Here is a 25,530-nt window from a genome sequence, read left to right on the forward strand (position 1 = left end):
GGTCTTATTATTTTATCAATAATTATTCAAAAACGAGATTAACTGAGTCTATCATGTTACGAATTGCTATTTTAGGAAGACCTAATGTTGGAAAATCTTCTTTATTCAATCGTCTAAGTAAAAGGTCTTTAGCTATCGTAAACTCTCAAGAAGGCACTACAAGAGACCGCCTTTACGCGGATATAGAAGCTTGGGGTACGCCTATCCAAGTAATTGATACCGGAGGAATCGATAAAGATTCCCAAGACCACTTCCAAAAGCACATCTTAAAGCAAGCCTTAGCTGGTGCACATGAAGCTGATATATTGCTACTAGTTGTCGACATTCGTTGTGGTATTACCGAGCAAGACGCAATTTTAGCCAAGTTGCTACTACCATTAAACAAGCCTATTATTTTAGTAGCTAACAAAGCAGACACCTACAAAGACGAATTTCGTATTCATGAATTATATAAACTAGGCATTTCTGAAATTCTTGCGACTTCGGCTACACACGATAAACACATTGACTCTCTACTTAAAAAAATTAAAGACTTAGCCAATATTCCTGATCCAATTGAATATGAAGAAAAAGTTGATAATATCGATCAGGAAATCAACGAAATATATTCAGAATTGGAGGAAAATAACCAAGTCTTAGAAGTATCAAAGCCTTTGGACCGCCCTTTAAAAATTGCTTTAATTGGACGCCCAAATGTAGGTAAATCTTCGATCATTAATGGCTTATTAAATGAAGATCGTTGCATTATCGATAATATTCCAGGGACCACTCGGGATAATGTTGACATTCTATATTCTCACAATGATCGCCCCTATTTATTTATAGATACGGCAGGTCTTAGAAAAATGAAAAGTGTGAAGAATTCTATAGAATGGATTTCTTCATCTAGAACAGAGAAGGCTATTCTCAGAGCTGATGTTTGTTTATTAGTAATAGATGCTTCACAATATCTTTCTTCGTATGACAAAAGAATTCTTTCTCTAATCGCAAAACATAAAAAACCTCACATTATTCTAGTGAATAAATGGGATCTGGTTCAAGGCGTACGCATGGAACATTATATACGTGATCTACGTCTTACGGATCCCTACATCGGTCAGGCACGTATCTTATGTATTTCTGCTCAAACAAAGAGAAACCTGCACACCATTTTTTCTGCGATAGATGATTTGTACGCAAGAGTATCAACTAAGCTACCAACACCAGCTGTAAATAAAACACTAGAGGCTGCTCTACAAAAACATCATCCACAAGTAATTAATGGCAGAAGGCTTCGTGTTTATTATGCGATTCAAAAAACTGCCACGCCGTTTCAATTTTTACTATTTATCAATGCAACATCTCTATTAACTAAACATTATGAATTGTATTTAAAAAATACTTTGAAATCCGCTTTTAATTTATATGGCATCCCCTTCGATTTAGAGTTTAAAGAAAAAGCGAAAAGAACAAATTAATTTGTTTAAAAAACATATTATTATTATTAAAAAATAATAATAACAAATTAATTATTTCTTGGAGATTGTAACCATGAACCGCGACCATTATGATGCCTCAGAAGCTGAATATCAACACAGTCTTGATGAGCTGCTCTATCACTCAGAGGAGGCGATCTCTTTAGATAAATATCAAGAAACCGGTGTATATGTTGAGGAAGAACGGGATAACGGCGATCTCCTTATTGTTCTTGGTGAATCTATTCTTGAGGGCATTATCCGGCAGTTCTACATTAGTGATGATAATCATGCTTACACAAGGAGCTGTGTACAGGGAGTATGGGAAGCTTGGTTCAGCATACCGCCCAAAACAGTAGCTAAGACTACTTTTGATTTTAATTCCTTAATAAATCCTGATTTTCTTATTTCTACGGACGTAGAAACCTTTATCAATGCCCCTAAAGACTTTCCTAAAGGATCTGAAAGCTTAAATAACATCATTATTTGCATGACGGCTTATAATATGGATCACCGAGTCCAATTCTTAATAGGCGATGATCATAGAACTTTTTGGATTCGTTATAATGATGGGACAACTTGGTCAGACTGGGAGACCTTTATTTAATTATATTATTCAGAGAAGCTGGGATTTTACCCAGCTTTCTTGAGAACTATTCATCTTCTTCGCCAACGACTGTTAGCTCTACTGGGCGATAATTCATGTTGTTATGAAATGACGTCGCAACAGTAGGGATTATATTTTTAGGACGTTCTTCCTTCGTCATGGTAAGCTGCAAATAAAACAAATGCTTTGCTATAGCAATCTCGATATCGCGCATAAGACTCTCAAATAGTAAGAAAGACTCGTACTTAAACTCCAATAACGGATCTTTTTGTCCTACAGTACGCAAACCCACTTCACTACGCAATAAATCCATATCTACTAGATGAACTTTCCACTGCTCATCAATATGCCCAATCATGACAGAACGAATGATATCATTACATACTTCCTTCCCATCAACAGCGCCAGCTGTAGCTGATGTGATTTCTTCAACCATCGAAGAAAAACGTTCCTCAAATACCATTAACAACTCATCTGCTATCTTATGAACAACAGCGTCAAAACTCTGAAGTTTACGTAAACCCTCACGATCTAATTGTATGGGGAATGAATAGTTCATCCACTCCTCTAATCTAGGTAAAGAACACCCCTTAGGATGATCTTTACCTAAGACAATAGAAGCTACCATTGAGGACACGTGATCTATCACGTCTTTAACCAATCCTGAAGCATCATCGCAAGTGAGTACGTCATTACGAAACGCATAAATTGTTTGGCGTTGTTTATTCATGACGTCATCATATTCCAAAGTATGCTTGCGGATAGTATAGTTACGCCCCTCTACTCTTTTCTGTGCCGTTTCAATTAATCTATTGAACATAGGATCAGACATTGCCTCTCCTTCTGGAGGACGAAAATGGCGAATTAAAGCATTGAGTTTAGGAGAAGCAAAGAGACGCATCAAACGATCTTCAAAAGATAAAAAGAACTTTGCCGATCCAGGATCCCCCAAACGAGCACAACGTCCACGTAATTGTCTATCAATACGACGAGACTGATGACGTGTGGTTCCAATTACATGTAAGCCTCCGACTACGACAGCTTCGTTATCTAGCTTAATATCTGTACCACGACCTGCCATATTAGTAGCGACAGTCACAGCACCTAACTTCCCAGCTCCAGCAATGATTTCTGCCTCTTGAGCATGATTTTTGGCATTCAATACAGTATGATTAATACGATTTTGACGTAGGATTCTGGATAACTTTTCAGAGACTTCCACTGACTCCGTACCAATCAAAATCGGATTTCCTGCTTGGTGTATACGAGCTACTTCTGCAACAATAGCGTGATATTTTTCACGCTCAGTCATGTAAAACTCATCGTTGTGATCTATACGTAAACACTTCTTGAAAGTAGGAACTTGGAGAACATAAAGATTATAAATCTCTTTAAACTCACGTGACTCCGTAATGGCAGTTCCCGTCATCCCTGCAAGTTTCTCATATAAACGGAAAAAGTTTTGTAAGGTTACGGTAGCGTAAGTTTGTGATTCCTTACGGATTGTTACGTGTTCTTTAGCTTCTATAGCCTGATGTAATCCTTCTGAAAAACGTCGACCAGGCTGTGGACGTCCAGTATGTTCGTCAATAATAACAATTTGATCATCACGAACAATATAATCAACATCTCGTTCCATAAGGAGATGAGCTCTTAGAAGCTGGCGCAAACCATGGGCCCGTGCTTTTCTCCGAGTGTCTTCCTCAGAAACAGATATTTTCTTATTAATCTTATCCGCAGGGGACAGACTATCATCACTATCAATCAAAGCATACTCATGCCCCATGTCCATCATTACGAAGTCATCAACAGAGCCTCCAGCCTTCTCAACCCACTGCTGCATACCTCTATCGGTAAGTTCAAAGTCATTGTTATGCTCATCAACAATGATGAAGAGACGTGACAACTGCTCTATACTTTCGTCTTTATTTTGTTCAGCGTGGTAATAAGTATCCCACTTATCAATCATAGCGCGGAGATCAGGATGCTCACGAACACGACGCAAAATACGATTTAACGGCATACCCTTGCTGACTAACCACAACTTACGGCAATACTCAGAGAGGGCATCTACCACCTTTTTGTCTTTGGGTAATAGATCAGCATCTAAAAAAGAATCCAATCCCTTTCGAGCTTCAAGAGCTAGTTGGTTACATAATTCGCGTTGTAACTGAACTAACTCGGCAACTTTGTCTTTTAATTCAAAATATACAGGATTATGTTTCTCACCAGGACCAGAAATAATTAGTGGAGTCCTTGCTTCATCGATCAATATAGAATCAACTTCATCAATAATAGCGAAATAAAACCCACGCCCGACCTGTTCTTCAGGACGCGTAGCCATGGAATTATCCCGAAGATAGTCAAAACCAAATTCTGAAGCTGTACCGTACACTACGTCACAACGATAAATTTCCTTACGTTTTTCTAAAGGAGATCCCGAAACTAGTACACCAGTAGTTAAACCTAGCCAACGTAATATAGATCCCACCCACTCACAATCACGCTGAGCAAGATAGTCATTGACTGTAACAAGATGGACAGGTTTTCCTGTTAAAGCGTTAAGGTAAAGAGGCATAACTGCCGTCAGAGTCTTACCTTCTCCAGTTTGCATCTCAGTGATAAACCCTTTATGCATAGCAATTGCACCAAGGACTTGCACATCATAAGGAACCATATCCCATTTTTGATGGTATCCTGAAACTTCAACTGGAGTGCCCGCAAGACGCCTACAAACATTTTTGACAACTCCATATGCCTCAGGAAGCATATCATCTAAGGATTCTCCATTCTGGTACCGTTTCTTCAGTTCTACTGTTTTGCTACGTAACTCCTCATCAGATAATGAAGAAAGTATCTCGTCATAAAGGTTTACCTTCTCCACAAGTTTCTGAAATTTTTTTAAAGTACGCTCTTGGGAAGATCCAAAAAAACGTTTAAGAAAATCTAACATATGTCGCTTAATTCAATATTAAATTGCCTGGAAAACACTCTAAATTTACAGAGAGATTATACCTTAACTCTTTTGCTTACTGACTCTACAAGACCACAACTAAAATATACAAATGGCTTATTAAATATTTTTTAGCTTTCTCAGAGTTGAATCATCGCAAGGTTAGCGATACTTACGATAAAGGATAAACATTTGAGTTTTCTATCGTCAAGTTATAAAAAGGAGGAAGACCTCACTGGCTATACTAATACAGCAGCACTTAGGATAGACAATATCTCCAACTCATACCAATAATACCATGCACAGCCGCAATGCAAATCTAACAAAGTTGTAGTCAGTGTGACACCCATTGTTACTACTGCGAGCAGTAAACTTCATACACCAACAAAGCAAGTTACGCAGCCAATAAAAGCGCAAACTCTGCCACGTGTTGATGATCTAAAGGTAATCTTTGTCGTAGATTACGCATAATAAGGGCACGTCGTTTCTTCTGTTGTAATGACAAATCTTGCACAGACAAAAACGTTTGAATCTCATATGCAGTATCAAAATTCCCCAAACGTGCTTCACAAGCACTCAGCAATTCCAAAGTTGCAGAAGTATGATTAACCTTTAGGGCTCTCTTCGCATAAACTAGCCCTTCCTCTACCGTAATCATTTTGGCGTAACCAACACCTGAGAACCAAGCCAAAGCCTTACATGCTATAGGACAATCAGGAAATTTTTGAACAACTTTCAAATAAATTTTCTCAGCCTCTGTATATTTTTCGAGATGACACAAACTTAAACCATAGCTAAGCATGCATGATTTATCTTCAGCATATGCAGGACAACGAAATGCAAATTGCCAACAATATTCCGCCAGTTGGTAAGCTTCCTCTTCTACGGCGGCTAAAGCTGCATATTTCATAAGCAAAGCATCACCACGCTTCCACAGCGCACTGCTGCGATAGATAGAAAGAGCTTGTGCAAACCTCCCTAATTTTTGTTCGCATAAGCCAATATTAAATATCGCCTCTTCCTTATAATTTGCTTCAGATAATAGCTTACAAAACAACTTCCTAGCCTCATTGTATTGACCAGAAATACGATATGCGTGAGCTAAGTTATAAATTACGTCCGGAGGACAAGGAGCCAAAGCAATAGCGCGATTATAAAACTCCACAGCGTCCCCGTAGCGTTTAGAAGTAAAGTAAATGTGTCCAACGGTAATATACGTCTCCTGATGAGACAAAGGAGAAATCCATGGTTCAATTACAGCACATGCCGACTCTAACTGCCCCACACGAACTAAAACTAACGCATATTTCGCTGCATCCTGCTCTTCAAACATATCTCTAGGGACTAAAGAAAACGCTTGAGCAGATTCTCTATACGCCGCATAACGGCAAGCCTTATATGCTACCTCACGAAAAAAATGCCAACTATGCAAACCTAGACGGTTTGCCTCTGCCAACAACTTATCAACCTCTTCAAAACGCTCTAATCCCCGAAGAATGCGCATGTAATCAAACAAACACAGGCGACGATAACGACGCTTTTTCAATACGGGCAATAACTTCTGCTCTGCTACTCCCCATTCTTTTAATTCCATACTCAAATGGACTTCTTGAATGACTTGAGCAGCATACTTGCGGAAACGAAGAACCCGGCAATAAACCTTAACTACTAAAGCTATTGCTAAACTTGTAACTAAAGCCCATAAGGTGACTAGCCACATAATTCGGCACTTTTGACTTTTCTCTCCCTTTGCGATACCAAAAATTCTCTTTAAAGTCTTTAAAATTATTCTATCAAAGAACGGCCTAAAGATTCACCCATAAGACAACGAGTTTCTAAACCCATACGAGAATTGCGTAGCAAATCGTCATCAAATTGGATTGTATTAGGTTCGAAAATCAAAATTACCGTAGACCCTCCAAATTCAAAAAAACCCTTCTCATCACCTTTGTGATAAAGCTTTCCAGGTTGAAATGTTTGCACTATCGAACCAACATTCAACGCACCAATTTCTAAGTAAACAATGTCTCCAAAATCTTGTGTTTTTAGAAGAGTAACCGTGCGTTTGTTTTCGCAAAAAATAATAAAGTTATCTTTAACAGCTATCGGATGAACAGAGAAAAGATGTCCATTGATAAGTCGAGTAGGTTCAGGGCGACAATCTGCAGGAAAATGGAATCTATGGTAATCGAATAAAGCCAGTCTAGCAAACACCATGCTACCAGACATATACTTTTTTACAAGTTCGTCATTACCAAGAAGTTTCGGAAGAGAAAAGCGTTTTGATTTAACAACAAACTCATCAAACTCCGAAATATTTGGATATACTAAGTAAGAACCATCGACAGGAGTAATGCATATCGATTTATCTTGCACAATAGGTCGGGCCTGTGGAGTCAACTCTCGAGTAAAAAAATCATTGAACGAGGTGAATTCACTCAAAGATTTTTTGAAGTCTGAAACCTTTATATTATGTCTCTTGACAAAACCTGGAATTTTTCTTTTCGTCCACCAGAATTTCTGCATCCACCCGTAGAGACGGGAGAGTAAAGGCGAGGTCGACAGAAGGGTTGACAACTTTCGCCCATACTTAGAGTTATACAAAAAGGCCATGGTTTTTTCATAACACACAGGTTCCATAACCCTTTTCTTAGTCAACCTGTCAATATACTGTGGCCTCTTCACAAATCCTCATTTACATGGCCAAAATTGCCGAATATAGAAAGTTATTAAAAATATGCCAAACAAATAATAGCAAATTCCACAGACCAATATACATCTTTAATACAAAAGATGGTATTCTAAGTCTCAGTTTAATTTGATTTTACTTATTTTTCATGCTTAAAAACGATACTATTGCAGCAATAGCCACCCCACCAGGTGAAGGTAGCATCGCGATTGTTCGTCTCTCTGGCCCACAAGCTATTGCTATTGCCGATAAAGTTTTTTCTGGATCAGTGGCTTCCTTTTTATCGCATACAGTACACTTAGGCAAGGTAAACTATCTAGGAGAACAGATAGACCAGGCATTATTAGTGATAATGCGGGCTCCAAAATCATTTACGGGAGAGGATGTGATAGAATTTCAATGCCACGGAGGATATTTTGCCTGTTCTCAAATTCTGGAGGCATTGATTGCAGAAGGAGCTCGGCCCGCACTTCCTGGAGAATTTTCACAAAGAGCTTTTCTGAATGGCAAAATTGATCTAATCCAGGCAGAAGCTATTCAAAACTTGATAGCTGCTGATAATCTAGACGCTTTTCGTATCGCTCAAAACCATTTTCAAGGTCATTTTTCTGAAAAAATTCAATATATAGAGAAAAAAATAGTTGAGGCCTTAGCGTTTGTTGAAGTGGTTGCAGATTTTCCTGAGGAAGAGCAACCTGAAATGACTATTCCTAAACAATCTCTAGAAAGCGCAAGAGAGATCATCGAAGAACTAATTTCTAGCTTTGATGAGGGGCAAAAATTAGCTCAAGGCACAAGTATTATTCTTGCTGGCCAGCCCAACGCAGGAAAATCGTCCCTGTTGAATGCTCTCACAAATAAAAACCGAGCCATAGTCACTGATATACCAGGAACTACTAGAGATATTTTGGAAGAATCATGGCTATTGCAAGGCAAGCGCATACGTTTGTTAGACACAGCTGGGCAAAGAGAAACTAACAACCCTATAGAGCAAGAAGGGATTTCTCGGGCTATCCTTGCGATGGAAGAAGCGGAAGGTATATTATGGGTTATGGATGCAACACAGTCCCACCATACTCTACCCGAAATCTTATTAAACAAACCGTGCATCCTTGTATGGAACAAGACAGATTTAGTGGTAAAACCTCCGCATCTGAATATTTCATTACCCCAAGTATATATTTCAGCCAAAACAGGTCACGGAATTCCTGAACTAAAACAAGCAATACAACAATGGATACAGCAAGAACGTTTAGGGAAAAGCTCCAAAGTATTTCTAGTTTCAGCACGCCATCACGCCATCTTACAAGAAGTTCATAAACATATACTTGCCACTCAAGAAGGATTCCTTTCAGGTTTAAATCCGGAATTTCTTGCCTTAGAATTACGTCAAGCGTTACAAGCAACAGGAAATCTTTCTGGTGCAGAAGTAACGGAAACAGTTTTAGGAGAAATTTTCAGCAGGTTTTGTATTGGAAAGTAAGATAGAACTTCGTGACTACATAATAACTACGCTTGAAACACTGTTTCCTAATCCTGAGCCTTCACTGACCGGATGGAAAACACCTTTCCAATTATTGATAGCCATTTTACTGTCTGGAAATTCCACAGACAAAGCAGTCAACTCTGTAACCCCCAAGCTTTTTTCTATAGCTCCCACAGCACATGCAATGGCAAGCCTCGAACTAGGACAGCTGTATACATTGATAGCTCCGTGTGGACTAGGAAAAAGAAAATCAAAATATATACACGACTTATCCAACGAACTTTGCACCGCATACGAAGGAATTCCTCCAAAGTCCTTGACTTTGCTTTCTAAATTACCCGGGGTTGGGAGAAAAACAGCCTCCGTATTTCTAGGCATCGCACACAAAATTACAACTTTCCCGGTAGATACACATATTCTAAGACTAGCTCAAAGATGGGGGATTACAGAGAAACGTTCTCCCCTAGCCGCAGAAAAAGATTTACGACAATTTTTTCGGGACAAAAATTCTCCTAAACTACACTTACAACTCATTTACTACGCAAGAAAATATTGTCCAGCTTTGCGCCACAATACAAAAAAATGTAAAATATGTAGTTTCTTATATCAAGATAACATGAAGCTGAAAACCTCTAACTAACAGCACTTTTGTTTTTGTTTGGTGAGTTTATCGAATGAATAGACCGGGGGTTGTATTAAGTAATCACGAAAATTACTTTGCTTTCTAACTGAGAAATCTTTTAGACTGTGGGGCTATTTTGTACCTCATTATTACAGTTTATTTTTATAAATAATGAAAAAAAACGCTTCTAATAGAGACGGTTCTACCAAAGGACTCTCTGTTTGGTCGGTTGGGGGGTCTATTTTTGCTATGTTCTTCGGAGCAGGTAATATTGTTTTCCCTCTAGCCCTTGGTTATCACTTTCATAATCATCCTTGGCTAGCCTGTTTTGGGATGACCATTACTGCTGTTGTGGTTCCCTTATTAGGGCTTTTTGCTATGCTGCTTTATTCCGGCAATTATCAGAATTTCTTCTCTTCTATTGGGAAAATCCCAGGAATTATTTTTATAGTTGCTATTCTTTGTCTTATTGGCCCTTTTGGTGGAATCCCCAGAGCTATTGCAGTTTCTCACGCGACTTTGACTTCTCTTTTCCCAACAAAAGCTTTCTTCTTTTCTACCCTCCATGTTTTTAGTCTTGTATGCTGTGTCTTAATTTACTTGTTTGCATGTAAATTGAGTAAACTTATCCAATGGCTAGGCTCGGTCTTTTTCCCAATCATGCTAGCAGCCCTAGTATGGATTATTTTTCGAGGATTAACAATTCCAGGACACCCAACCACAATTCCGGGACCTTGTGCTAAACAAGCATGGCTATCCGGTGTTGTCGAAGGGTTCAACACCATGGATTTACTAGCAGCATTTTTCTTCTGCTCCATAGTATTGATCTCCGTCAGACAGATGATTGCACAAAAACATGGGGATAGTGCTGATGAAACACCTTTAAATTTTCAAAATATTAATAGAAAAGATAAACAAGTCATCGCTCTAGGTTTTGTCTTAGCAGCAGTATTGCTAACTAGCGTATATCTAGGATTTGCACTGTGCGCTGCACGTCATTCTGGTTTGCTTGCCTATGTCAACAAGGGACAAATTTTAGGAAGAATTTCTGCGATCGCTCTTGGCCCAAATAGCTTGCTCACTGGCATTTGCGTATTTATTGCTTGTTTAACTACAGAAATCGCTTTAGTTGGGATTGTTTCGGATTTTCTAGCTCGTATTATCCCATCAGAAAGAATGAGCTATTCTAATGCAGTGATTTGTATCTTGATACCTTCTTACCTGATTTCGATCCTAAATTTCGAAAACATCAGTCTTCTTCTGTTGCCCTTACTACAATTAAGTTATCCTGCATTAATCGCTTTGACTTGCGGAAGTATTGGCTATAGGTTATGGAATTTCCGTCATGTTAGAGCGTTATTTTATTTAACCCTCTCTCTTACGATCATTTTGCGATTGATAAGCTGAGATTACGCCACATAGCTAGCATCATAACATTATGGTTTTAAACGCTTTAGCCCCTTTTCGCCAAACAGCGATGGAGTACCTCGCAACGAATCGGAGCTCTATTAAAATAGATTTTTCTGGAAACTGTTATAACATCTATATCCCAGATGAAGATTCTCCCGATGGAAATTGGGTAAGCACGTTAAAGTTTCAAGATATCGATAATTTAGTCTTTGCTTCTTGCAGTTGTCCAGACGGAGACTGTTGTGTTCATCTTATGACAGCCTACTTAGCTGCATACGATACAAATGGTTGGCTACCCGTACATTACAAATTTGAATTATCATTTTGGAAGGAACTTTTTTTTAAACTTTTCTTAGACGGCATTTCTCTAGAATATGAAGGAGACAGACGCTACTCTTTAATTTCTAAAGATATATCTTTGGAAATCACAGCCTTATCTACCGAATCCTTTGCTACATGGTTACCTCTGTTACATGAAATTAAAGAACCTGTTATTCGCAACACCAAAACATTTCTTCAGTCTTCTCTTTATCGTATAGCTAAGTGCCTCTTTTTCTTTAATGAAGCTGGAGCTTGTTTAGAGATCTCTGAAAATCCTCAAGGTTACCCTACATGTTTTACGTTGCAATGGGAGGGCATCAACTTTAGTTGTGAGATTCTAAACTTATCCCTACTAGAAGAAGTATTTCCCAAAATTAACTTTGGACAAACTGATCTAGTATTCCACAAAAATAGTTGCTCTGTTTCCTCTGTTCGAGTGGCTCCGGAAGAAGCACGTGTATACTTTACCATCGATCATAGAGAAAAGATAATTGATAGCTATCCAATCACACATATTGGATCTATAGGCTACGTAGCTAAGAAGCGTCTTGTGTTTCTCCCACCACAAGAGGCTTCTATTTCGATTTATGCTATTTCATTACTTAACGAAGAGTTAAGGCATCAATTACTATCACTATTGTGCTATGAATCTAAAGAAAGGCCTATTCGGTACTCTATTCATTTTTTAAGAGACTCTTCCCTCTCGTTTACAGCGTATTTGGATTATCCAGGCGATTTAGAAAACGGATATTTGATTTATCCTAACTACTGTTATGTATCCGAAAAAGGTCTATTAGCAATTTCAGGATTACTGACATCGCAGATCTCCTTTATTGTGAAGGCAGATCAAGTAGAAGATTTTTTAAATACTCAAGGAGCGTTAATCCGAGAGCCTGGTTTTGAAATTTTTACAGATCGTGTGCCTGAAGGTCAATTAACTTATAATATCACAGAACAAGGCAAACTCTTATTTCACTATGATACTGGCGACCCAACCACCATGGATATACGTTATGGGTCATGGACATATTACTCAAGCCAAGGATTTTTCCAACATAGGCAAGCTAACCTAGCTATTCAAGACGGCTTGATTATAGAGGAAAATGATATCCCAGATTTTATTATGAAGCATGAAGTTGGGTTAAGAACAATTCCCGGATTCTTTGCTCCTACTCCAACGCTAAAAAATTTAATCTTAGAAGTTTACAAAGAGCCTAAAGGTTCTGGTTTAGTCTTAAAACCAGTATTCCAAGGGCTGGAACATGACAACTGCCGCCTATTCGGTACTTTCCTTTATCGAGAAAATCACGGATTCAACCTCTTACCTACACCACTACATGCATTAGCAAGTTTGCCTAGTAGAATTGCTCCCGAAGAAGTTCCTGAATTCATTACTCGATATGCAAACGATGACAGACTAGTCTTTACAGATTCACAAATCTCTCCTCCAGACTCATTGGAACTGATAATTTTATCAATAACGAGACCTCATCCTTCATCCCCATTGCATTTAGAGCTAGAACTTAAAACGAATTTAGGCACTCTACCTTTGGGCAATGTATTACAAGCTCTGAAAAATAGAAAAACCTTTATGTTTAGTAAAGCAGGGTTTTTGAATTTGCAATATTGTCTGTTCCAGTTCCTCAAGCAATTTTTATCAGCACACAAGTGTGTAATTGCTAACAACAGCGTTATAGCTACAGTCACTGACATTTTTAAACTCGATGCCTTAGCTCCATTGTCTCTTCACCAAAATGTCAAAGCATCAAAAGAATGTTTAGACTTCTTTTCTCAACTCAAAGCATCCTGCTTGCCACCTATTCCAAACAACCTATTTTCTACAGATCACCAGCTGCGCCCATATCAGAATAGTGGCCTACTTTGGCTATGGTTTTTATATAATCACCGATTATCAGGCCTACTTTGTGATGAAATGGGGCTAGGGAAAACACATCAAGCAACCGCTCTACTTGATATTGTCTTTCAATCTTCAGATGCTCAAGAACGTCCTAAATTTCTTGTCGTATGCCCTACTAGTGTACTTCCTCATTGGGAGCATACTCTAACAACACACTTACCTAATGTAAGTATATTTTCATTCCATGGCCCAAATAAACCCGAAACACTTCCTCCTTGCGATATTATCATTACCTCATATGGGACATTACGACAAAATTATGAAAAATTTTATAAACCTTCATTCACTGTGTGTGTATTTGACGAAATTCATATGGCGAAAAACAAATCTAGTCAGATACACAAAATTCTGTGCCGACTAGATGCACAAATGAAACTTGGATTAACAGGAACTCCTGTTGAAAATAATTTGCTAGAGTTTAAAGGTTTACTAGATATTATCTTGCCAAACTATCTTCCATCAGATGCCTTGTTTAAAAAGCTATTTATCAAAAAGAATAGTGCTACAGAAAGCGAAGATGAAATTATCCCTTCTCAAGATTTACTACTAAAATTGACAAGACCCTTTATCCTACGCAGAACAAAAAAACATGTTCTTCCTGAGCTCCCTGATAAAGTGGAGTCTATTATTCCATGTACATTATCCCCAGAACAGAAGAAACTTTATCTCGCAACACTACAAAGAGAAAGATCGCAAATTGCAGAGCTAGAATCTCCTAATGAATCAAATATCAATTACCTTCATGTATTTGCTTTGTTAAATCATTTGAAACAAATTTGTAATCACCCTGCCATATTTTTCAAAAATCCAGATAAATACAAAGAGCATCAGTCTGGAAAGTGGAATTCATTCGTTAGACTTCTAAATGATTCGTTAGCCTCTGGTTATAAAGTCGTAGTTTTTTCACAATATATCCATATGATTCGCATCATCACTTTGTATCTTGAAGAGATGGGAATCAAATATGCTTCTATTCAGGGTAAATCTTTGAATAGAAAAGAGGAGATTGAATTATTCACTAAAGATCCGGAATGTCGTGTATTTGTAGGATCACTGTTAGCTGCTGGGACTGGGATTAATCTAACGGCTGGGAATGTCGTCATTATGTACGATAGATGGTGGAATCCTGCTAAGGAAAATCAAGCTCTTGATCGAGTGCATAGAATAGGACAGAAGAACACTGTATTTATTTATAAACTTATGACTGAAGATACTTTAGAAGAACGTATCCACTACCTAATCGAGAAAAAAATTCGTCTTCTAGATCAAGTAGTTTCTACGCAAGACACAAACATCTTACATATGCTAAACCGAGAGGATCTCATTACAATCTTATCCTACAAAGATGAGAGGACTATAACAGACCATGACGAAAGTAGCATGAGTAATGAAGAGACCTTGATCGAATAGCATCAAGGTCTAAAATTATTGTCCAATCCTTGTATAACCACGATAAGCAAGGAGCGCGCCAACACAGCCATAGAGATAAGCGCGATTCTTAGGCCAACTAAGTGTCAGACCCGCATCAGTCGCAAACAATAAGATCACTACAGCAAACGCAGCTAGTCCCACGCCTAAAAACAATGCTGCCATTGGCCAGTATTGTAACCAAGACCAATGCATATTGGGATTAACGTGATCGTTAGACGTATTTAAGGCACGCTGTTCACTAAGGACAGCATCCCAATCTTCCGTGGAAACAGTGAATAGATCCTCCGTTCCCTGTTTTGAAGGAGTCTCTTCAGAGAGAGAGAGATGACAAGAAGCAAATCCACTGGAAGCTTCCGGAGGATCTTGAAGAAAAGCACTACAGTAGGGGCACTGAGGCATATGAATCGACACGCTACCTTCACATTTCCAACAGATCCGCTGTGTCTCTGCCTCTCTAGCAAATGGCATAGCTCTCCCCCTCTACCTTCTTTCTATCTTTCCGCAGAAAAATAGAACCTGTCTTAATTATCAGCCCTAATAAAGCCTAATTACAGGGCTTATCGCAAATTATAATTTCTATTGGGAAAAAATCAATGCTGAAAATTAATCTTTGGATCTAGAATAAGCAAAAAGTTCTTCGTAAAACAAATAGCAACACATATCTGTTTATAAAACAGAGACATTTTATGGGGAATTTTAATTTTCGATATTCATGGGAACTGGAAATTATGACTAAGGATTTCGACTGTGTAGTTATTGGTGCAGGACCTGGTGGTTATGTTGCAGCGATAACTGCTGCTCAGCAAGGATTGACTACTGCTCTTATTGAAGAAAAACAAGCTGGGGGGACATGCCTAAATCGTGGTTGTATACCTTCAAAGGCTCTTTTAGTTGGCGCGGGTATTGTCTCTCAAATTAAACATGCTAATCAGTTCGGAATTCATGTTGATAGTTATACGATTGATTATCCTGCGATGGTACAAAGGAAAAATACTGTTGTGCAAGGAATTCGTCAGGGTCTTGAAGGACTGATTCGTAGTAATAAAATCACTGTGTTCCAAGGCAAAGGATCTTTAATTTCATCTACAGAAGTAAAAGTACAAGGCATAGACACAGAACTCCTAAAAGCTAAGAATATTATTATTGCCACAGGATCCGAACCTAGACCATTCCCCGGAGTTCCTTTTTCATCCCGAGTACTCTGCTCAACAGGTATTTTGAACCTCACCGAGCTACCACGAAGGCTCGCTATTATTGGTGGCGGAGTTATTGGCTGTGAATTCGGTTCACTGTTTCATACCTTAGGGGTGGAAGTAACAATCATAGAAGCTGCTGATCAGATTTTATCGGTGAATAACTCTGAAATTTCTAAAACAATGCAGGATAAATTTACACGCCAAGGGATTCGGATAATTACAAAAGCTTCGATTTCTCATCTTGAAGATCTAGGAGATCGTGTAAAATTAGTAGTTAACGACCAAACAGAAGAGTATGATTATGTCCTTGTATCTATCGGTCGTCAATTCAATACTACTGATATTGGATTAGATCATGGTGGCGTAATTCGTGACGACCGCGGGATAATTCCGGTAGATGAGACTATGAGAACAAATATCCCTAATATTTTTGCTATTGGTGATATTACGGGTAAGTGGTTGCTTGCGCACGTGGCTTCACATCAAGGTATTATTGCAGGTAAAAATGCTAGTGGGCGCCATGAAGTTATGGACTACTCTGCAATACCGTCAGTGATCTTTACATTCCCTGAAGTAGCTATGGTAGGGTTATCTTTGGATGCCGCTAAGCAACAAAATATTCCCGCCAAGTTAACTAAATTCCCATTTAAGGCTATAGGAAAAGCAGTTGCTATGGCTGAAGCTGATGGTTTCGCAGCGATTGTTACACACGAAGAATCGCAACAAATTCTTGGAGCTTACGTCATTGGGCCTCATGCAGCCTCTCTTATTTCAGAAATGACATTAGCAGTGCGCAATGAACTGACTCTTCCATGCATTTATGAAACAATCCATGCGCATCCTACTCTTGCAGAAATTTGGTCAGAAAGTGCCTTATTAGCAACCAATCACCCTCTACACTTGCCACCTAAATTATGACGGATAAACTTTCTTCCACTCAAATATCTTCTAGTAAGAAACTTTCACCACGTCTTCCTCAATGGTTAAGACGTGTGTTACCTAGGGGACATAGCGCAGAATATACTGATGCTTCTATACGTAGAGCGCAGATGCCTACAGTATGTGAGGAAGCCTTATGCCCTAACCGTGCTCTCTGTTGGTCTAGAAAAACAGCAACATATCTAGCATTAGGAGATGCATGTACGCGACGTTGTGGATTCTGCAATATCGATTTCACCAAACATCCTCTCCCACCAGATCCAGATGAACCTAGTAAAATTGCAGCATCAGCTAAAGAGTTACGGTTGAAACATATTGTCATTACTATGGTAGCCCGTGACGACTTAGAAGATGGTGGAGCTAGCGCACTTGTAGCAATCGTTGAGAAGTTACATGAGGAACTTCCTGATTCTACTGTAGAAATTCTTGCCTCGGACTTTCAAGGCAATGTACATGCATTACACAAGTTACTAGACTCAGGACTCGCGATTTACAATCACAATGTAGAAACTGTAGAACGATTATCCCCCTTAGTACGACATAAAGCTACTTATCGTAGATCATTACTTATGCTACAGGAAGCAAGAAATTATCTTCCTAATCTTAAAATTAAGTCTGGGATCATGGTCGGCTTAGGAGAACAAGAGAACGAAGTAAAACAGACTCTAAAAGATCTGGCAAGCCATGGTGTATCCATTGTCACGATTGGTCAATATCTACGTCCTTCTCGATTACATATTCCGGTAAAAGAATACGTAACTCCTGAAACCTTCGAATATTATCGATCTGTAGGGGAATCATTAGGTTTAATGATATATGCTGGACCTTTTGTGCGTTCTAGTTTTAATGCTGATATTATCCTTAATGAGATCACGAATAAAAACATTAAATAAATCTTTCCATTTTTGAGAATATTGGTTTTAAAAATTAGGTCTGTGGTACTGGGTAGAACAATTTTCTAGTTTTTATCTTTCTAAAAGCCATAGACATATTTACTATTCAATGTTCACGATTGGCACTAATCCGGCCTTTTGTTATGGTGAGTAAAAAGGTATGCGTGGATTATGTTTCGTCGTTCTGTTTCCTGGTGCTTATTTTTTGTGATGACTCTACTTTGCTGTACTAGTTGTAACAGCAGGTCCTTGATAGTTCATGGTCTTCCTGGACGAGAGGCAAACGAAATTGTCGTTTTGCTTGTTAGCAAAGGAGTAGCTGCACAAAAACAACCTCAAGTTGCCTCTGCAGCTGCAGGCGGATCAACTGAACAAATGTGGGATATTTCTGTCCCAGCAGCACAAATTACAGAGGCGTTAGCCATCTTAAATCAAGCGGGTCTTCCTCGTATGAAAGGGACAAGCCTGTTAGACCTATTTGCTAAGCAAGGTTTAGTGCCCTCAGAAATGCAAGAGAAAATTCGTTATCAAGAAGGCTTATCTGAGCAAATGGCATCCACCATTAGGAAAATGGATGGTATTGTAGACGCTAGCGTACAGATCTCATTTACTACAGAAACAGAAGAAAATCTCCCACTTACTGCATCCGTTTATATTAAGCATCGAGGCGTTTTAGATAACCCTAACAGTATTTTAGCCTCTAAAATTAAACGCTTAGTAGCAAGCGCCGTCCCCGGCTTAGTCCCTGAAAACGTATCTGTAATTAGTGACCGTGCTGCTTACAGTGATATCACAATTAATGGTCCTTGGGGCTTATCTGATGAAATTGATTATGTGTCTGTTTGGGGGATAGTATTAGCGAAATCTTCATTAGGAAAATTTCGCTTTGTTTTCTACTGTTTAGTTTTGCTTTTGTTTATTCTTTCAAGCGGTCTACTCTGGCTCATATGGAAGACACATACATTAATTCTCACCTTAGGGGGAGCTAAAGGGTTCTTTGATCCCGCTCCTTATTCCAAAATAAGCTTAGAAAAAAAATCTGAAGAACCAGGCAAGGAAGAAAAACAAGGAGAATCAGGACAACAGTTAGATGAAACCGGTGCTTCTAAAGAGGCTAAGGAAAATTCTCCTGAATCCGTAGAAGGAAATGAAGAACATGAGGATGCCTAGTGACAACCAATACCTTTGGGACTCTAGATATTTTAATGAAGCATTCCAAAGAAGATAATTTGGGAAGTTTTCTTCCCGAAGATCTTTTGGTCACATCCCCTCATCCCGAGGATATACCTCTCAAATCTTTGTCCTTTACGATGTGTTGGCTAGCAACGATCCATCCCTCCTGGATTAGTCTTGCTATGAAGAGTTTCCCAGAACAAGCACAAAGCCAGATTCTAGCGTGGCTACCTTCCTCTTTAATACAAGAATTATCTCCCCTACTTCCCAAAATTGCTATAGCTTCTAAGCGTTGTTCCAATTTTGGCGCTTTTTATTTGCTAGATATGCTTAGCAGTAAAATACGTCCTCCAGGAATTATAGAAGAGATTTTCTTGCCTGCTTCTCCATTGAACGGATTACTTTATTATTCGGCCACAACAAAGATGACTCTAATCAACTGTTTAGGATTACATACTTTGGCCAAAGAATTAAAAAATGTTGTTGATAAAGTTGTAATTGAGCGTGTGCATAAGCTACTTACGCCCACTGAGAAGCTATTTCTAGCCTATTGCCAGTCTCATCCTATAAAACATTTAGAACCAACAACCTTCCTTTTATCTTGGGAAGCAGATGATGAGTTACGCAATTTTTTACACAGAGAAGGTTTGAAACTTCTTGCGATGGCATTAGCAAAAGAAGATGCTTCTTTCTTGTGGTATTTTTTACGTCGACTGGATGTTGGTCGGGCTTACATTTTTGAAGAAGCATTGCGAAAATCATACGATCATCCGCATGGCGATTACTTTAAAGATCGTCTTGAACAATGCATTAAGGTACTTGTTCCTTAAAATAAGTTATTAAAACAAGAAGCCAGAGCCTATCTGGTTCGTATAGTAGTGGTAATAGAATAAAAAAGGAGCGGCGGCTTTTCCTAAGATTGCTTTGGAATATCTGCGCTGTCAAAAGGATGAAATTTTTTAGTTTAATTTTCAAAAATGATGATATAGCGCCTAATAAAAAGATTCTTCCTCCTGAAGCTTTCTCTACTCTTCTTGACTCTCAAGAACTTTTGGAAAAAGCAAAAGAAGATAGTGCAGCTTTTATTAGTGCTACTAAAGAAGAATGCGAACATCTTCGTCAAGAGGCTAAAGAACGTGGGTTTCAAGAGGGAAGTCAAGCATGGAATCAACAATTGGCCTATTTAGAAAAAGAAACTCATGAACTACGAGAAAAATTTAAAGAATCAATAGTTCCCTTAGCAATAGCTAGTGTTAAGAAAATTATAGGCAAAGAGTTAGAAACTCATCCAGATACGATTGTTTCCATTATTAGTAATGCTCTGAAAGAGCTAACACAACACAAAAAAATTATCATCAATGTTAATCCAAAAGATTTACCTATAGTAGAAGAGCATCGTCCTGCAATTAAACAAATTGTTGAATATGCTGATACGCTTATTATTGTGCCTAAGGCTGATATCACAGAAGGAGGCTGTATAATTGAAACAGAAGCTGGAATTGTAAATGCGCAATTGGATGTCCAGCTGGCTGCTTTGGAAAAAGCTTTTTCTTCTATTTTAAAACAAAAAGATCCTACAAATCCTCCCGAGCAACAACAACTGTCCACATCTGCCCAAGACATGCGGGACAAGCAAGCAGAAGGGTAAATAAATATTATGCAGAGTAATTTTCGAGCTTTCTTGTTTGTCTTTCTGCTTAGTACTTCATGGTGTTTTGGAGAATCTCAAGTATATGATGGGGCGTGCAAATCACGATGTTACCCACAGCAAACTATTAGTGAAGTTTCTCCTCCTCAGCAAATGGAAATGCCGAAGGCTCATCCTATGCCAACGTATCGTGAACGTGTAACTGCCGATGATGTTCTTCCAAAGGAAAATCTTTCATCTGGAAGTTTCTCAGATACGTATCCCGATTTAACGACGCAGGCAATTATTCTAATTTTTCTGGCGTTGTCACCATTTCTAGTGATGTTATTGACCTCTTATTTAAAAATTATCATCACGTTGGTTTTGTTAAGAAATGCTCTCGGAGTTCAGCAAACTCCTCCCAGTCAAGTCCTTAATGGAATAGCTCTTATATTATCGATATACGTAATGTTCCCTACGGGGGTTGCTATGTATAACGATGCCCGCAAAGAAATAGCTGCCAATACTATTCCTCGAGACTTGTTCTCCGCAGAAGGCGCGGAAACTGTATTCGTAGCCTTAAATAAATCGAAAGAGCCCCTACGTTCTTTTCTCATAAGAAACACACCAAAATCGCAGATTCAGAGCTTCTATAAAATCTCGCAAAAAACCTTCCCCGCTGAGATTCGAGAACATATGACCGCCTCAGACTTTGTCATTGTGATACCGGCATTTATTATGGGGCAAATAAAAAATGCATTTGAAATAGGTGTATTGATTTATCTACCATTCTTTGTCATTGATTTAGTTACGGCCAATGTTTTGGTTGCGATGCAAATGATGATGTTATCACCATTATCCATCTCATTGCCTTTAAAACTCTTGTTAGTGGTTATGGTAGATGGTTGGACTTTATTACTTCAGGGTCTAATGATTAGCTTTAAATAGGGTCGTCTCGTGATTGCACTTGCTACTAGTTTCAAATCAATGCTCTTTGAATATTCTTATCAGTCCCTATTGCTGATTTTGATTATTTCTGCACCTCCTATTATTATAGCGTCTATTGTAGGTATTCTTGTTGCTATTTTCCAAGCGGCAACGCAAATTCAAGAACAAACTTTTGCCTTCGCTATTAAACTAGTTGTCATTTTTGGAACTTTGATGATCTGTGGGGGATGGCTTAGCAATATGATTTTTCGTTTTGCTTCACAGATTTTCCAAAACTTTTATAAATGGAAGTAAACTCTTATGGCAATCTCTTTACCGGAGCTTGTTTCTTCTTTTAGTTCTAGATATTTAGACTATATTTTTCAGCATCCTCCAGCATATGTTTGGAGTGTTTTTTTGCTGCTGCTATCACGTTTACTGCCTATTTTTGCTATTGTTCCCTTTTTAGGAGCGAAATTATTCCCCTCGCCCATAAAAATTGGTATCGGTTTATCTTGGTTAGCACTTATATTTCCTCTCGTACTTTCACAAACTCATATCACTAACTACTTAGACGATAACATTTTCTATTTTCTGATTATTAAAGAGATATTTATAGGAACATTAATCGGTTTTATCCTCTCTTTTCCTTTTTATGCTGCGCAATCTGCAGGTTCTTTTATTACTAACCAGCAAGGTATTCAAGGGTTAGAAGGTGCTACCTCTTTGATCTCTATCGAACAAACATCTCCTCATGGGATTTTTTATCATTATTTTGTAACAATTACATTCTGGCTTGTTGGAGGACATAGAATTATTCTTGCTATTGTTTTACAATCACTGGCAGTAATTCCAATTCACTCATTTGTTCCGATAGAGATGATGTCTCTCAAAGCTCCAGTATGGGTAGCAATCATCAAAATGTGCCAACTCTGCTTAGTAATGACTATTCAACTGAGTGCTCCAGCAGCGGTTGCTATGCTAATGTCCGATTTATTTCTTGGAATTATTAATAGGATGGCTCCACAAGTACAAGTTATCTACTTACTATCGGCACTAAAAGCTTTCATGGGATTGCTATTTTTGACTCTTTCTTGGTGGTTCATAGTAAAACAAATAGACTACTTCACCCTTGCATGGTTCAAGGAGACGCCGTACATGCTGCTAGGGAAGCATGCGAATGTCCTGTAGTCACAGTATTCCTGAAAAAGACGACGACAGACTTGATTGTAATTAGTTACTCTTCAGAGCTAGGCGCCGTCCTTTCTACTAGTCACAGATACAATCACTAAACTTTAGGATTTTGGTTGTTGCTAGAAAGCAGAACAAGAATCAGACACAACACAATAAACGCGACTGTAAATGGGAAAACGTTAATCAAAAAGAAGAGTAACAAGCCGCAGAGCAGTGCATTCTTTGCTGGTCCGTTCTTTGCATAGTAGATTTGTAAATTTTTGAGCATTCCTTGAAGCTCCGGATAAAAACCTAAAACGATACCGCAAGCAACGAATAAGCCACCTACCCAAGAAACAAAATCAGCAATAATACCAAATAAAACTAAAGCACCGCTAATCGCTTCACGCATATGATGAGAGAAAAATCTCTTCAAGATTCCTATCTTAGGATTGGCATTTACATCCTGCACCTTTTTCTTCAAAGTGTCAAACTGAGAAGAAGCAGATGGCTCTTGTGATGAGGGATTTTCTTTTGGTGTCTCATCTGCCATGGTCTTACCTTTAAAATTCTTTTTTTTTAAATAGTTTATGTACACACAATTATCAAAAGAAATATTTAAAAATAAATAAGAAATTTTTAATTACAAATAAACAAAATTCCCAAAGGCTTTTATTCTTTGGGAGATAGACCCTGCTTATTTCTCAGAATGTTATAAGTTGGATAATTTTCTACCCGTGAATCCGGGACTTTTGATTACTTAATATTTTTTTCTGACAAAGACAACGAGATGGCACCCCCGTATCGGGGTCTAGAAGAAAAATATAATCCCCGGCACTACCAAGCGTATAGTCAAAAACCTTAGAGCCAGCCAATTCTAACAAATCATAACGAGATAAAAGGATCTGTACTTTTTCCTGTAGTTCTGCTCGAAATACCGTTCGTGTTTTGAAAATATCAAGAATAGCGTTCTGCCCACTATTTTTTACCATTTCTTCTTGCATTTTGACGTTGTCCCAAATTTTACGGCGACAAAGTTCGATATCTCGATATGCATCGGCATGATTAACAACAGCATTTAAAAGCAACGGATCCATAAATATTAAATTAAGGTTACAATATTTTGGTTGCTTTTCTTCATAGTGCAAAAAATTGAGTAAAGGTTGGGCTTTCTTAGATCCTTTTAGGACAGTATAGAGAAGATCGGCTTCTTCTAAGGGAAGAGTTAGAGTTTCAATGATGTCCACACCATAGACTTTAGCTCCCTCCATAATTTCTGCCTTCCTATCGAGTAGGGAATGTATGATTTTTGTTTCTGTACCTGGAGGAATACATTGGGTATCAACATAAGCTAACCTTAGTAACCTAAGAAATATAGAATACCAGGAAACAGGGTTATGGTATTCTTCGGGTGATTCTTGTAGCAATGCATAAAGATTAAAGCGGGAATTATTTGGTGGTTGTGAAAAAGGCACTTTCAAAGATCGATATTTACGTTTTCTTGTCACACTTACCTTTGCAAATTTATCTCCCGAAGTAACTTCTTTTTCTTTCGAAATTTTTTCTCCTGAATTAAGCCTCTTGACTTTGTTTTGATAAGAGATCTCAGCACAAGCTGAGTGCTGGGCTCTTAAAAAACTCTCTTTCTTTTCGATGGCAATGTGGTAGGCATGACGCTTTCTGGCATTTACCGCATCGAAAGATACAAGTGATACCAAAGATGCTAAACAAAGAAGGGTAAACATATACGACTGCATAGCTACATCTCCAAGGGAAACTGGTAGGATAGGGTGCGTGCTGAGTGCCCAGGCACTTCACGACATATAGTCACATAAATTTCCCTATTAGCCCTATTTTCATCACCTAAAGATGAAAAGTCTACGTGAGATACATGATTTAGTAGAATCAAACGTTCTCTTTTATGTGAATTTCTAAGGCTTTGAATATGAAGCTCTAACTTACGATCAGAGAAATTATAAACAACATCCCCCCTCACGACGCCAGCTAAATCAGGATCGCGGTATACACCGCGATCAAACATAACAGAACATAACGATGTTGTGTTTTCTTTCGGTAAGTCATAAACCGAACTGAATAGATTTCTTAGTTGGAAATAGGCACGATTCTCCTGAAGAAATATAGCATATATTTTTTCATTTTTCTTTTGTGTACAAAACATACGGGTATGCCAAAAGCCTAGTGTAGCGAGTAGCAAACCAAGCAAAGTAAAAGAAACCGTTACTTCTAGCAGCAGAAAAGAATGCTTTCTTCTTACAACACCACGCATACACTTCTCTCTATAGAAATAGTTTGTCTAGAACCGGCAAATAAATGAATCTCTACGTCAGCAAAACATGCGTTCACCTGCCGTGATTCATTACGCACAGCCTTTCGAATATTTACAGTATACGTATAGGATACTTTTAGGATGTTACCTTGACTTGTATAGAGGTAAGAACCTAAATAACCTTCTCCCTGACAAGGAAGATCACCATTACGCATCTGATCACGCATATTCTTCTCTACTGCGAAGAAACAAGTATCTATAATCGGGGGCAGTTGTAAATTGAGGATGTCATCTTCTAAAGATCGGTGGAGACTACAATAAAATCGGATACAGGGGACAAGGACCGCACATACTAAGGATAATGCCATTAGTACTTCTACAAGCAAAAAGCTTCGCTTCTGTTTTTTCCTAAGAAGCTTCATAA

General features: G+C 38.4%; 22 protein-coding genes. 14 read left to right on the top strand and 8 right to left on the bottom strand.

All coding sequences use genetic code 11. The features are described 5' to 3' along the window. Positions 1 to 53 precede the first annotated feature (53 nt). Both der and H359_RS04770 read left to right on the top strand, forming a co-directional pair. Entirely contained in the window at positions 54 to 1,457 is a 1,404-nt protein-coding gene (gene der / locus H359_RS04765; RefSeq protein ID WP_020370621.1) for a ribosome biogenesis GTPase Der, read from the top strand. Positions 1,458 to 1,530: 73 nt separating this feature from the next. Next, entirely contained in the window at positions 1,531 to 2,061 is a 531-nt protein-coding gene (locus H359_RS04770) for a hypothetical protein (RefSeq protein WP_020370622.1), read from the top strand. 46 nt (positions 2,062 to 2,107) lie between these two features. On the opposite strand, the gene secA is transcribed toward H359_RS04770, so the two are convergent. The 3 genes from secA to H359_RS04785 form a co-directional block, all read right to left on the bottom strand. Beyond that, positions 2,108 to 5,014, bottom strand: a complete 2,907-nt coding sequence (secA, locus tag H359_RS04775; protein ID WP_020370623.1) for a preprotein translocase subunit SecA — start codon at positions 5,012 to 5,014, stop codon at positions 2,108 to 2,110. A 394-nt stretch (positions 5,015 to 5,408) separates the two neighbouring features. Continuing rightward, positions 5,409 to 6,734 carry a tetratricopeptide repeat protein gene (locus H359_RS04780; protein WP_020370624.1) on the bottom strand — a complete coding sequence of 442 codons (1,326 nt, stop codon included), beginning with the start codon at positions 6,732 to 6,734 and terminating at the stop codon, positions 5,409 to 5,411. Positions 6,735 to 6,799: 65 nt separating this feature from the next. Then, positions 6,800 to 7,699, bottom strand: a complete 900-nt coding sequence (locus tag H359_RS04785; protein ID WP_035392233.1) for a phosphatidylserine decarboxylase — start codon at positions 7,697 to 7,699, stop codon at positions 6,800 to 6,802. A 152-nt stretch (positions 7,700 to 7,851) separates the two neighbouring features. On the opposite strand from H359_RS04785, the gene mnmE reads away from it, so the two are divergent. The 4 genes from mnmE to H359_RS04805 all read left to right on the top strand — a co-directional run bounded on the left by mnmE (position 7,852) and on the right by H359_RS04805 (position 14,870). Then, the gene (gene mnmE, locus H359_RS04790; RefSeq protein WP_020370626.1) at positions 7,852 to 9,186 is read left to right on the top strand and encodes a tRNA uridine-5-carboxymethylaminomethyl(34) synthesis GTPase MnmE; all 1,335 of its coding nucleotides are present in this window, start codon (positions 7,852 to 7,854) and stop codon (positions 9,184 to 9,186) included. Continuing rightward, positions 9,176 to 9,829 carry an endonuclease III domain-containing protein gene (locus tag H359_RS04795; RefSeq protein ID WP_020370627.1) on the top strand — a complete coding sequence of 218 codons (654 nt, stop codon included), beginning with the start codon at positions 9,176 to 9,178 and terminating at the stop codon, positions 9,827 to 9,829. Before mnmE ends, H359_RS04795 begins: the two co-directional genes overlap by 11 nt. A 153-nt stretch (positions 9,830 to 9,982) precedes the next feature. Continuing rightward, a complete protein-coding gene (brnQ, locus tag H359_RS04800; protein ID WP_020370628.1) occupies positions 9,983 to 11,218 on the top strand; it encodes a branched-chain amino acid transport system II carrier protein in 1,236 nt (411 codons plus the stop codon). A gap of 31 nt (positions 11,219 to 11,249) precedes the next feature. Then, positions 11,250 to 14,870: a DEAD/DEAH box helicase gene (locus tag H359_RS04805; RefSeq protein ID WP_020370629.1), complete on the top strand. Its 3,621-nt coding sequence runs from the start codon at positions 11,250 to 11,252 to the stop codon at positions 14,868 to 14,870. Between the two features lie 15 nt (positions 14,871 to 14,885). On the opposite strand, the gene H359_RS04810 is transcribed toward H359_RS04805, so the two are convergent. Further along, complete coding sequence (locus H359_RS04810; RefSeq protein WP_020370630.1) at positions 14,886 to 15,359, bottom strand: phage holin family protein; 474 nt, start codon at positions 15,357 to 15,359, stop codon at positions 14,886 to 14,888. 260 nt (positions 15,360 to 15,619) lie between these two features. On the opposite strand from H359_RS04810, the gene lpdA reads away from it, so the two are divergent. The 8 genes from lpdA to H359_RS04850 all read left to right on the top strand — a co-directional run bounded on the left by lpdA (position 15,620) and on the right by H359_RS04850 (position 22,837). Further along, a complete protein-coding gene (gene lpdA / locus H359_RS04815; RefSeq protein WP_020370631.1) occupies positions 15,620 to 17,005 on the top strand; it encodes a dihydrolipoyl dehydrogenase in 1,386 nt (461 codons plus the stop codon). Continuing rightward, on the top strand, positions 17,002 to 17,919 hold the full coding sequence (gene lipA, locus H359_RS04820; RefSeq protein WP_020370632.1) for a lipoyl synthase: 918 nt from the start codon (positions 17,002 to 17,004) through the stop codon (positions 17,917 to 17,919). Before lpdA ends, lipA begins: the two co-directional genes overlap by 4 nt. A 171-nt stretch (positions 17,920 to 18,090) precedes the next feature. Continuing rightward, positions 18,091 to 19,089, top strand: coding sequence for a type III secretion system inner membrane ring lipoprotein SctJ (sctJ, locus tag H359_RS04825; protein ID WP_020370633.1), 999 nt, complete (start codon positions 18,091 to 18,093; stop codon positions 19,087 to 19,089). Further along, positions 19,089 to 19,922 (top strand): hypothetical protein, encoded by an 834-nt coding sequence (locus tag H359_RS04830; protein ID WP_020370634.1) that lies wholly within the window; start codon positions 19,089 to 19,091, stop codon positions 19,920 to 19,922. Before sctJ ends, H359_RS04830 begins: the two co-directional genes overlap by 1 nt. A gap of 119 nt (positions 19,923 to 20,041) precedes the next feature. Continuing rightward, positions 20,042 to 20,740, top strand: a complete 699-nt coding sequence (locus H359_RS04835) for an HrpE/YscL family type III secretion apparatus protein (RefSeq protein ID WP_020370635.1) — start codon at positions 20,042 to 20,044, stop codon at positions 20,738 to 20,740. A 9-nt stretch (positions 20,741 to 20,749) separates the two neighbouring features. Next, positions 20,750 to 21,667, top strand: a complete 918-nt coding sequence (gene sctR, locus H359_RS04840) for a type III secretion system export apparatus subunit SctR (RefSeq protein WP_020370636.1) — start codon at positions 20,750 to 20,752, stop codon at positions 21,665 to 21,667. A gap of 9 nt (positions 21,668 to 21,676) precedes the next feature. Then, positions 21,677 to 21,961, top strand: a complete 285-nt coding sequence (gene sctS, locus H359_RS04845; RefSeq protein ID WP_020370637.1) for a type III secretion system export apparatus subunit SctS — start codon at positions 21,677 to 21,679, stop codon at positions 21,959 to 21,961. A gap of 6 nt (positions 21,962 to 21,967) precedes the next feature. Beyond that, positions 21,968 to 22,837 (top strand): EscT/YscT/HrcT family type III secretion system export apparatus protein, encoded by an 870-nt coding sequence (locus H359_RS04850; protein ID WP_020370638.1) that lies wholly within the window; start codon positions 21,968 to 21,970, stop codon positions 22,835 to 22,837. 97 nt (positions 22,838 to 22,934) lie between these two features. Here the strand turns inward: H359_RS04850 and H359_RS04855 are convergent, their stop codons facing one another. The 4 genes from H359_RS04855 to H359_RS04870 form a co-directional block, all read right to left on the bottom strand. Next, entirely contained in the window at positions 22,935 to 23,372 is a 438-nt protein-coding gene (locus H359_RS04855) for a hypothetical protein (protein ID WP_020370639.1), read from the bottom strand. Between the two features lie 178 nt (positions 23,373 to 23,550). After that, positions 23,551 to 24,576, bottom strand: coding sequence for a hypothetical protein (locus H359_RS04860; protein WP_020370640.1), 1,026 nt, complete (start codon positions 24,574 to 24,576; stop codon positions 23,551 to 23,553). A gap of 2 nt (positions 24,577 to 24,578) precedes the next feature. Further along, on the bottom strand, positions 24,579 to 25,106 hold the full coding sequence (locus tag H359_RS04865; protein ID WP_020370641.1) for a DUF1494 domain-containing protein: 528 nt from the start codon (positions 25,104 to 25,106) through the stop codon (positions 24,579 to 24,581). Continuing rightward, a complete protein-coding gene (locus H359_RS04870; protein WP_035392236.1) occupies positions 25,091 to 25,528 on the bottom strand; it encodes a hypothetical protein in 438 nt (145 codons plus the stop codon). The genes H359_RS04865 and H359_RS04870 overlap by 16 nt, the downstream gene beginning before the upstream one ends. Positions 25,529 to 25,530 lie beyond the last annotated feature (2 nt).

Source organism: Chlamydia ibidis 10-1398/6, from assembly GCF_000454725.1.
In the GTDB taxonomy this organism is placed as follows: domain Bacteria; phylum Chlamydiota; class Chlamydiia; order Chlamydiales; family Chlamydiaceae; genus Chlamydia; species Chlamydia ibidis.

What these genes read in the sequence shown, in the direction of transcription:
- der (WP_020370621.1), top strand. Translation starts at nt 54, where the DNA reads ATGTTACGAATTGCTATTTTAGGAAGACCTAATGTTGGAAAATCTTCT.
- H359_RS04770 (WP_020370622.1), top strand. Translation starts at nt 1,531, where the DNA reads ATGAACCGCGACCATTATGATGCCTCAGAAGCTGAATATCAACACAGT.
- secA (WP_020370623.1), bottom strand. Translation starts at nt 5,014, where the DNA reads ATGTTAGATTTTCTTAAACGTTTTTTTGGATCTTCCCAAGAGCGTACT.
- H359_RS04780 (WP_020370624.1), bottom strand. Translation starts at nt 6,734, where the DNA reads ATGTGGCTAGTCACCTTATGGGCTTTAGTTACAAGTTTAGCAATAGCT.
- mnmE (WP_020370626.1), top strand. Translation starts at nt 7,852, where the DNA reads ATGCTTAAAAACGATACTATTGCAGCAATAGCCACCCCACCAGGTGAA.
- brnQ (WP_020370628.1), top strand. Translation starts at nt 9,983, where the DNA reads ATGAAAAAAAACGCTTCTAATAGAGACGGTTCTACCAAAGGACTCTCT.
- H359_RS04805 (WP_020370629.1), top strand. Translation starts at nt 11,250, where the DNA reads ATGGTTTTAAACGCTTTAGCCCCTTTTCGCCAAACAGCGATGGAGTAC.
- H359_RS04810 (WP_020370630.1), bottom strand. Translation starts at nt 15,359, where the DNA reads ATGCCATTTGCTAGAGAGGCAGAGACACAGCGGATCTGTTGGAAATGT.
- lpdA (WP_020370631.1), top strand. Translation starts at nt 15,620, where the DNA reads ATGACTAAGGATTTCGACTGTGTAGTTATTGGTGCAGGACCTGGTGGT.
- lipA (WP_020370632.1), top strand. Translation starts at nt 17,002, where the DNA reads ATGACGGATAAACTTTCTTCCACTCAAATATCTTCTAGTAAGAAACTT.
- sctJ (WP_020370633.1), top strand. Translation starts at nt 18,091, where the DNA reads ATGTTTCGTCGTTCTGTTTCCTGGTGCTTATTTTTTGTGATGACTCTA.
- H359_RS04835 (WP_020370635.1), top strand. Translation starts at nt 20,042, where the DNA reads ATGAAATTTTTTAGTTTAATTTTCAAAAATGATGATATAGCGCCTAAT.
- sctR (WP_020370636.1), top strand. Translation starts at nt 20,750, where the DNA reads ATGCAGAGTAATTTTCGAGCTTTCTTGTTTGTCTTTCTGCTTAGTACT.
- H359_RS04850 (WP_020370638.1), top strand. Translation starts at nt 21,968, where the DNA reads ATGGCAATCTCTTTACCGGAGCTTGTTTCTTCTTTTAGTTCTAGATAT.
- H359_RS04855 (WP_020370639.1), bottom strand. Translation starts at nt 23,372, where the DNA reads ATGGCAGATGAGACACCAAAAGAAAATCCCTCATCACAAGAGCCATCT.
- H359_RS04860 (WP_020370640.1), bottom strand. Translation starts at nt 24,576, where the DNA reads ATGCAGTCGTATATGTTTACCCTTCTTTGTTTAGCATCTTTGGTATCA.
- H359_RS04865 (WP_020370641.1), bottom strand. Translation starts at nt 25,106, where the DNA reads ATGCGTGGTGTTGTAAGAAGAAAGCATTCTTTTCTGCTGCTAGAAGTA.
- H359_RS04870 (WP_035392236.1), bottom strand. Translation starts at nt 25,528, where the DNA reads ATGAAGCTTCTTAGGAAAAAACAGAAGCGAAGCTTTTTGCTTGTAGAA.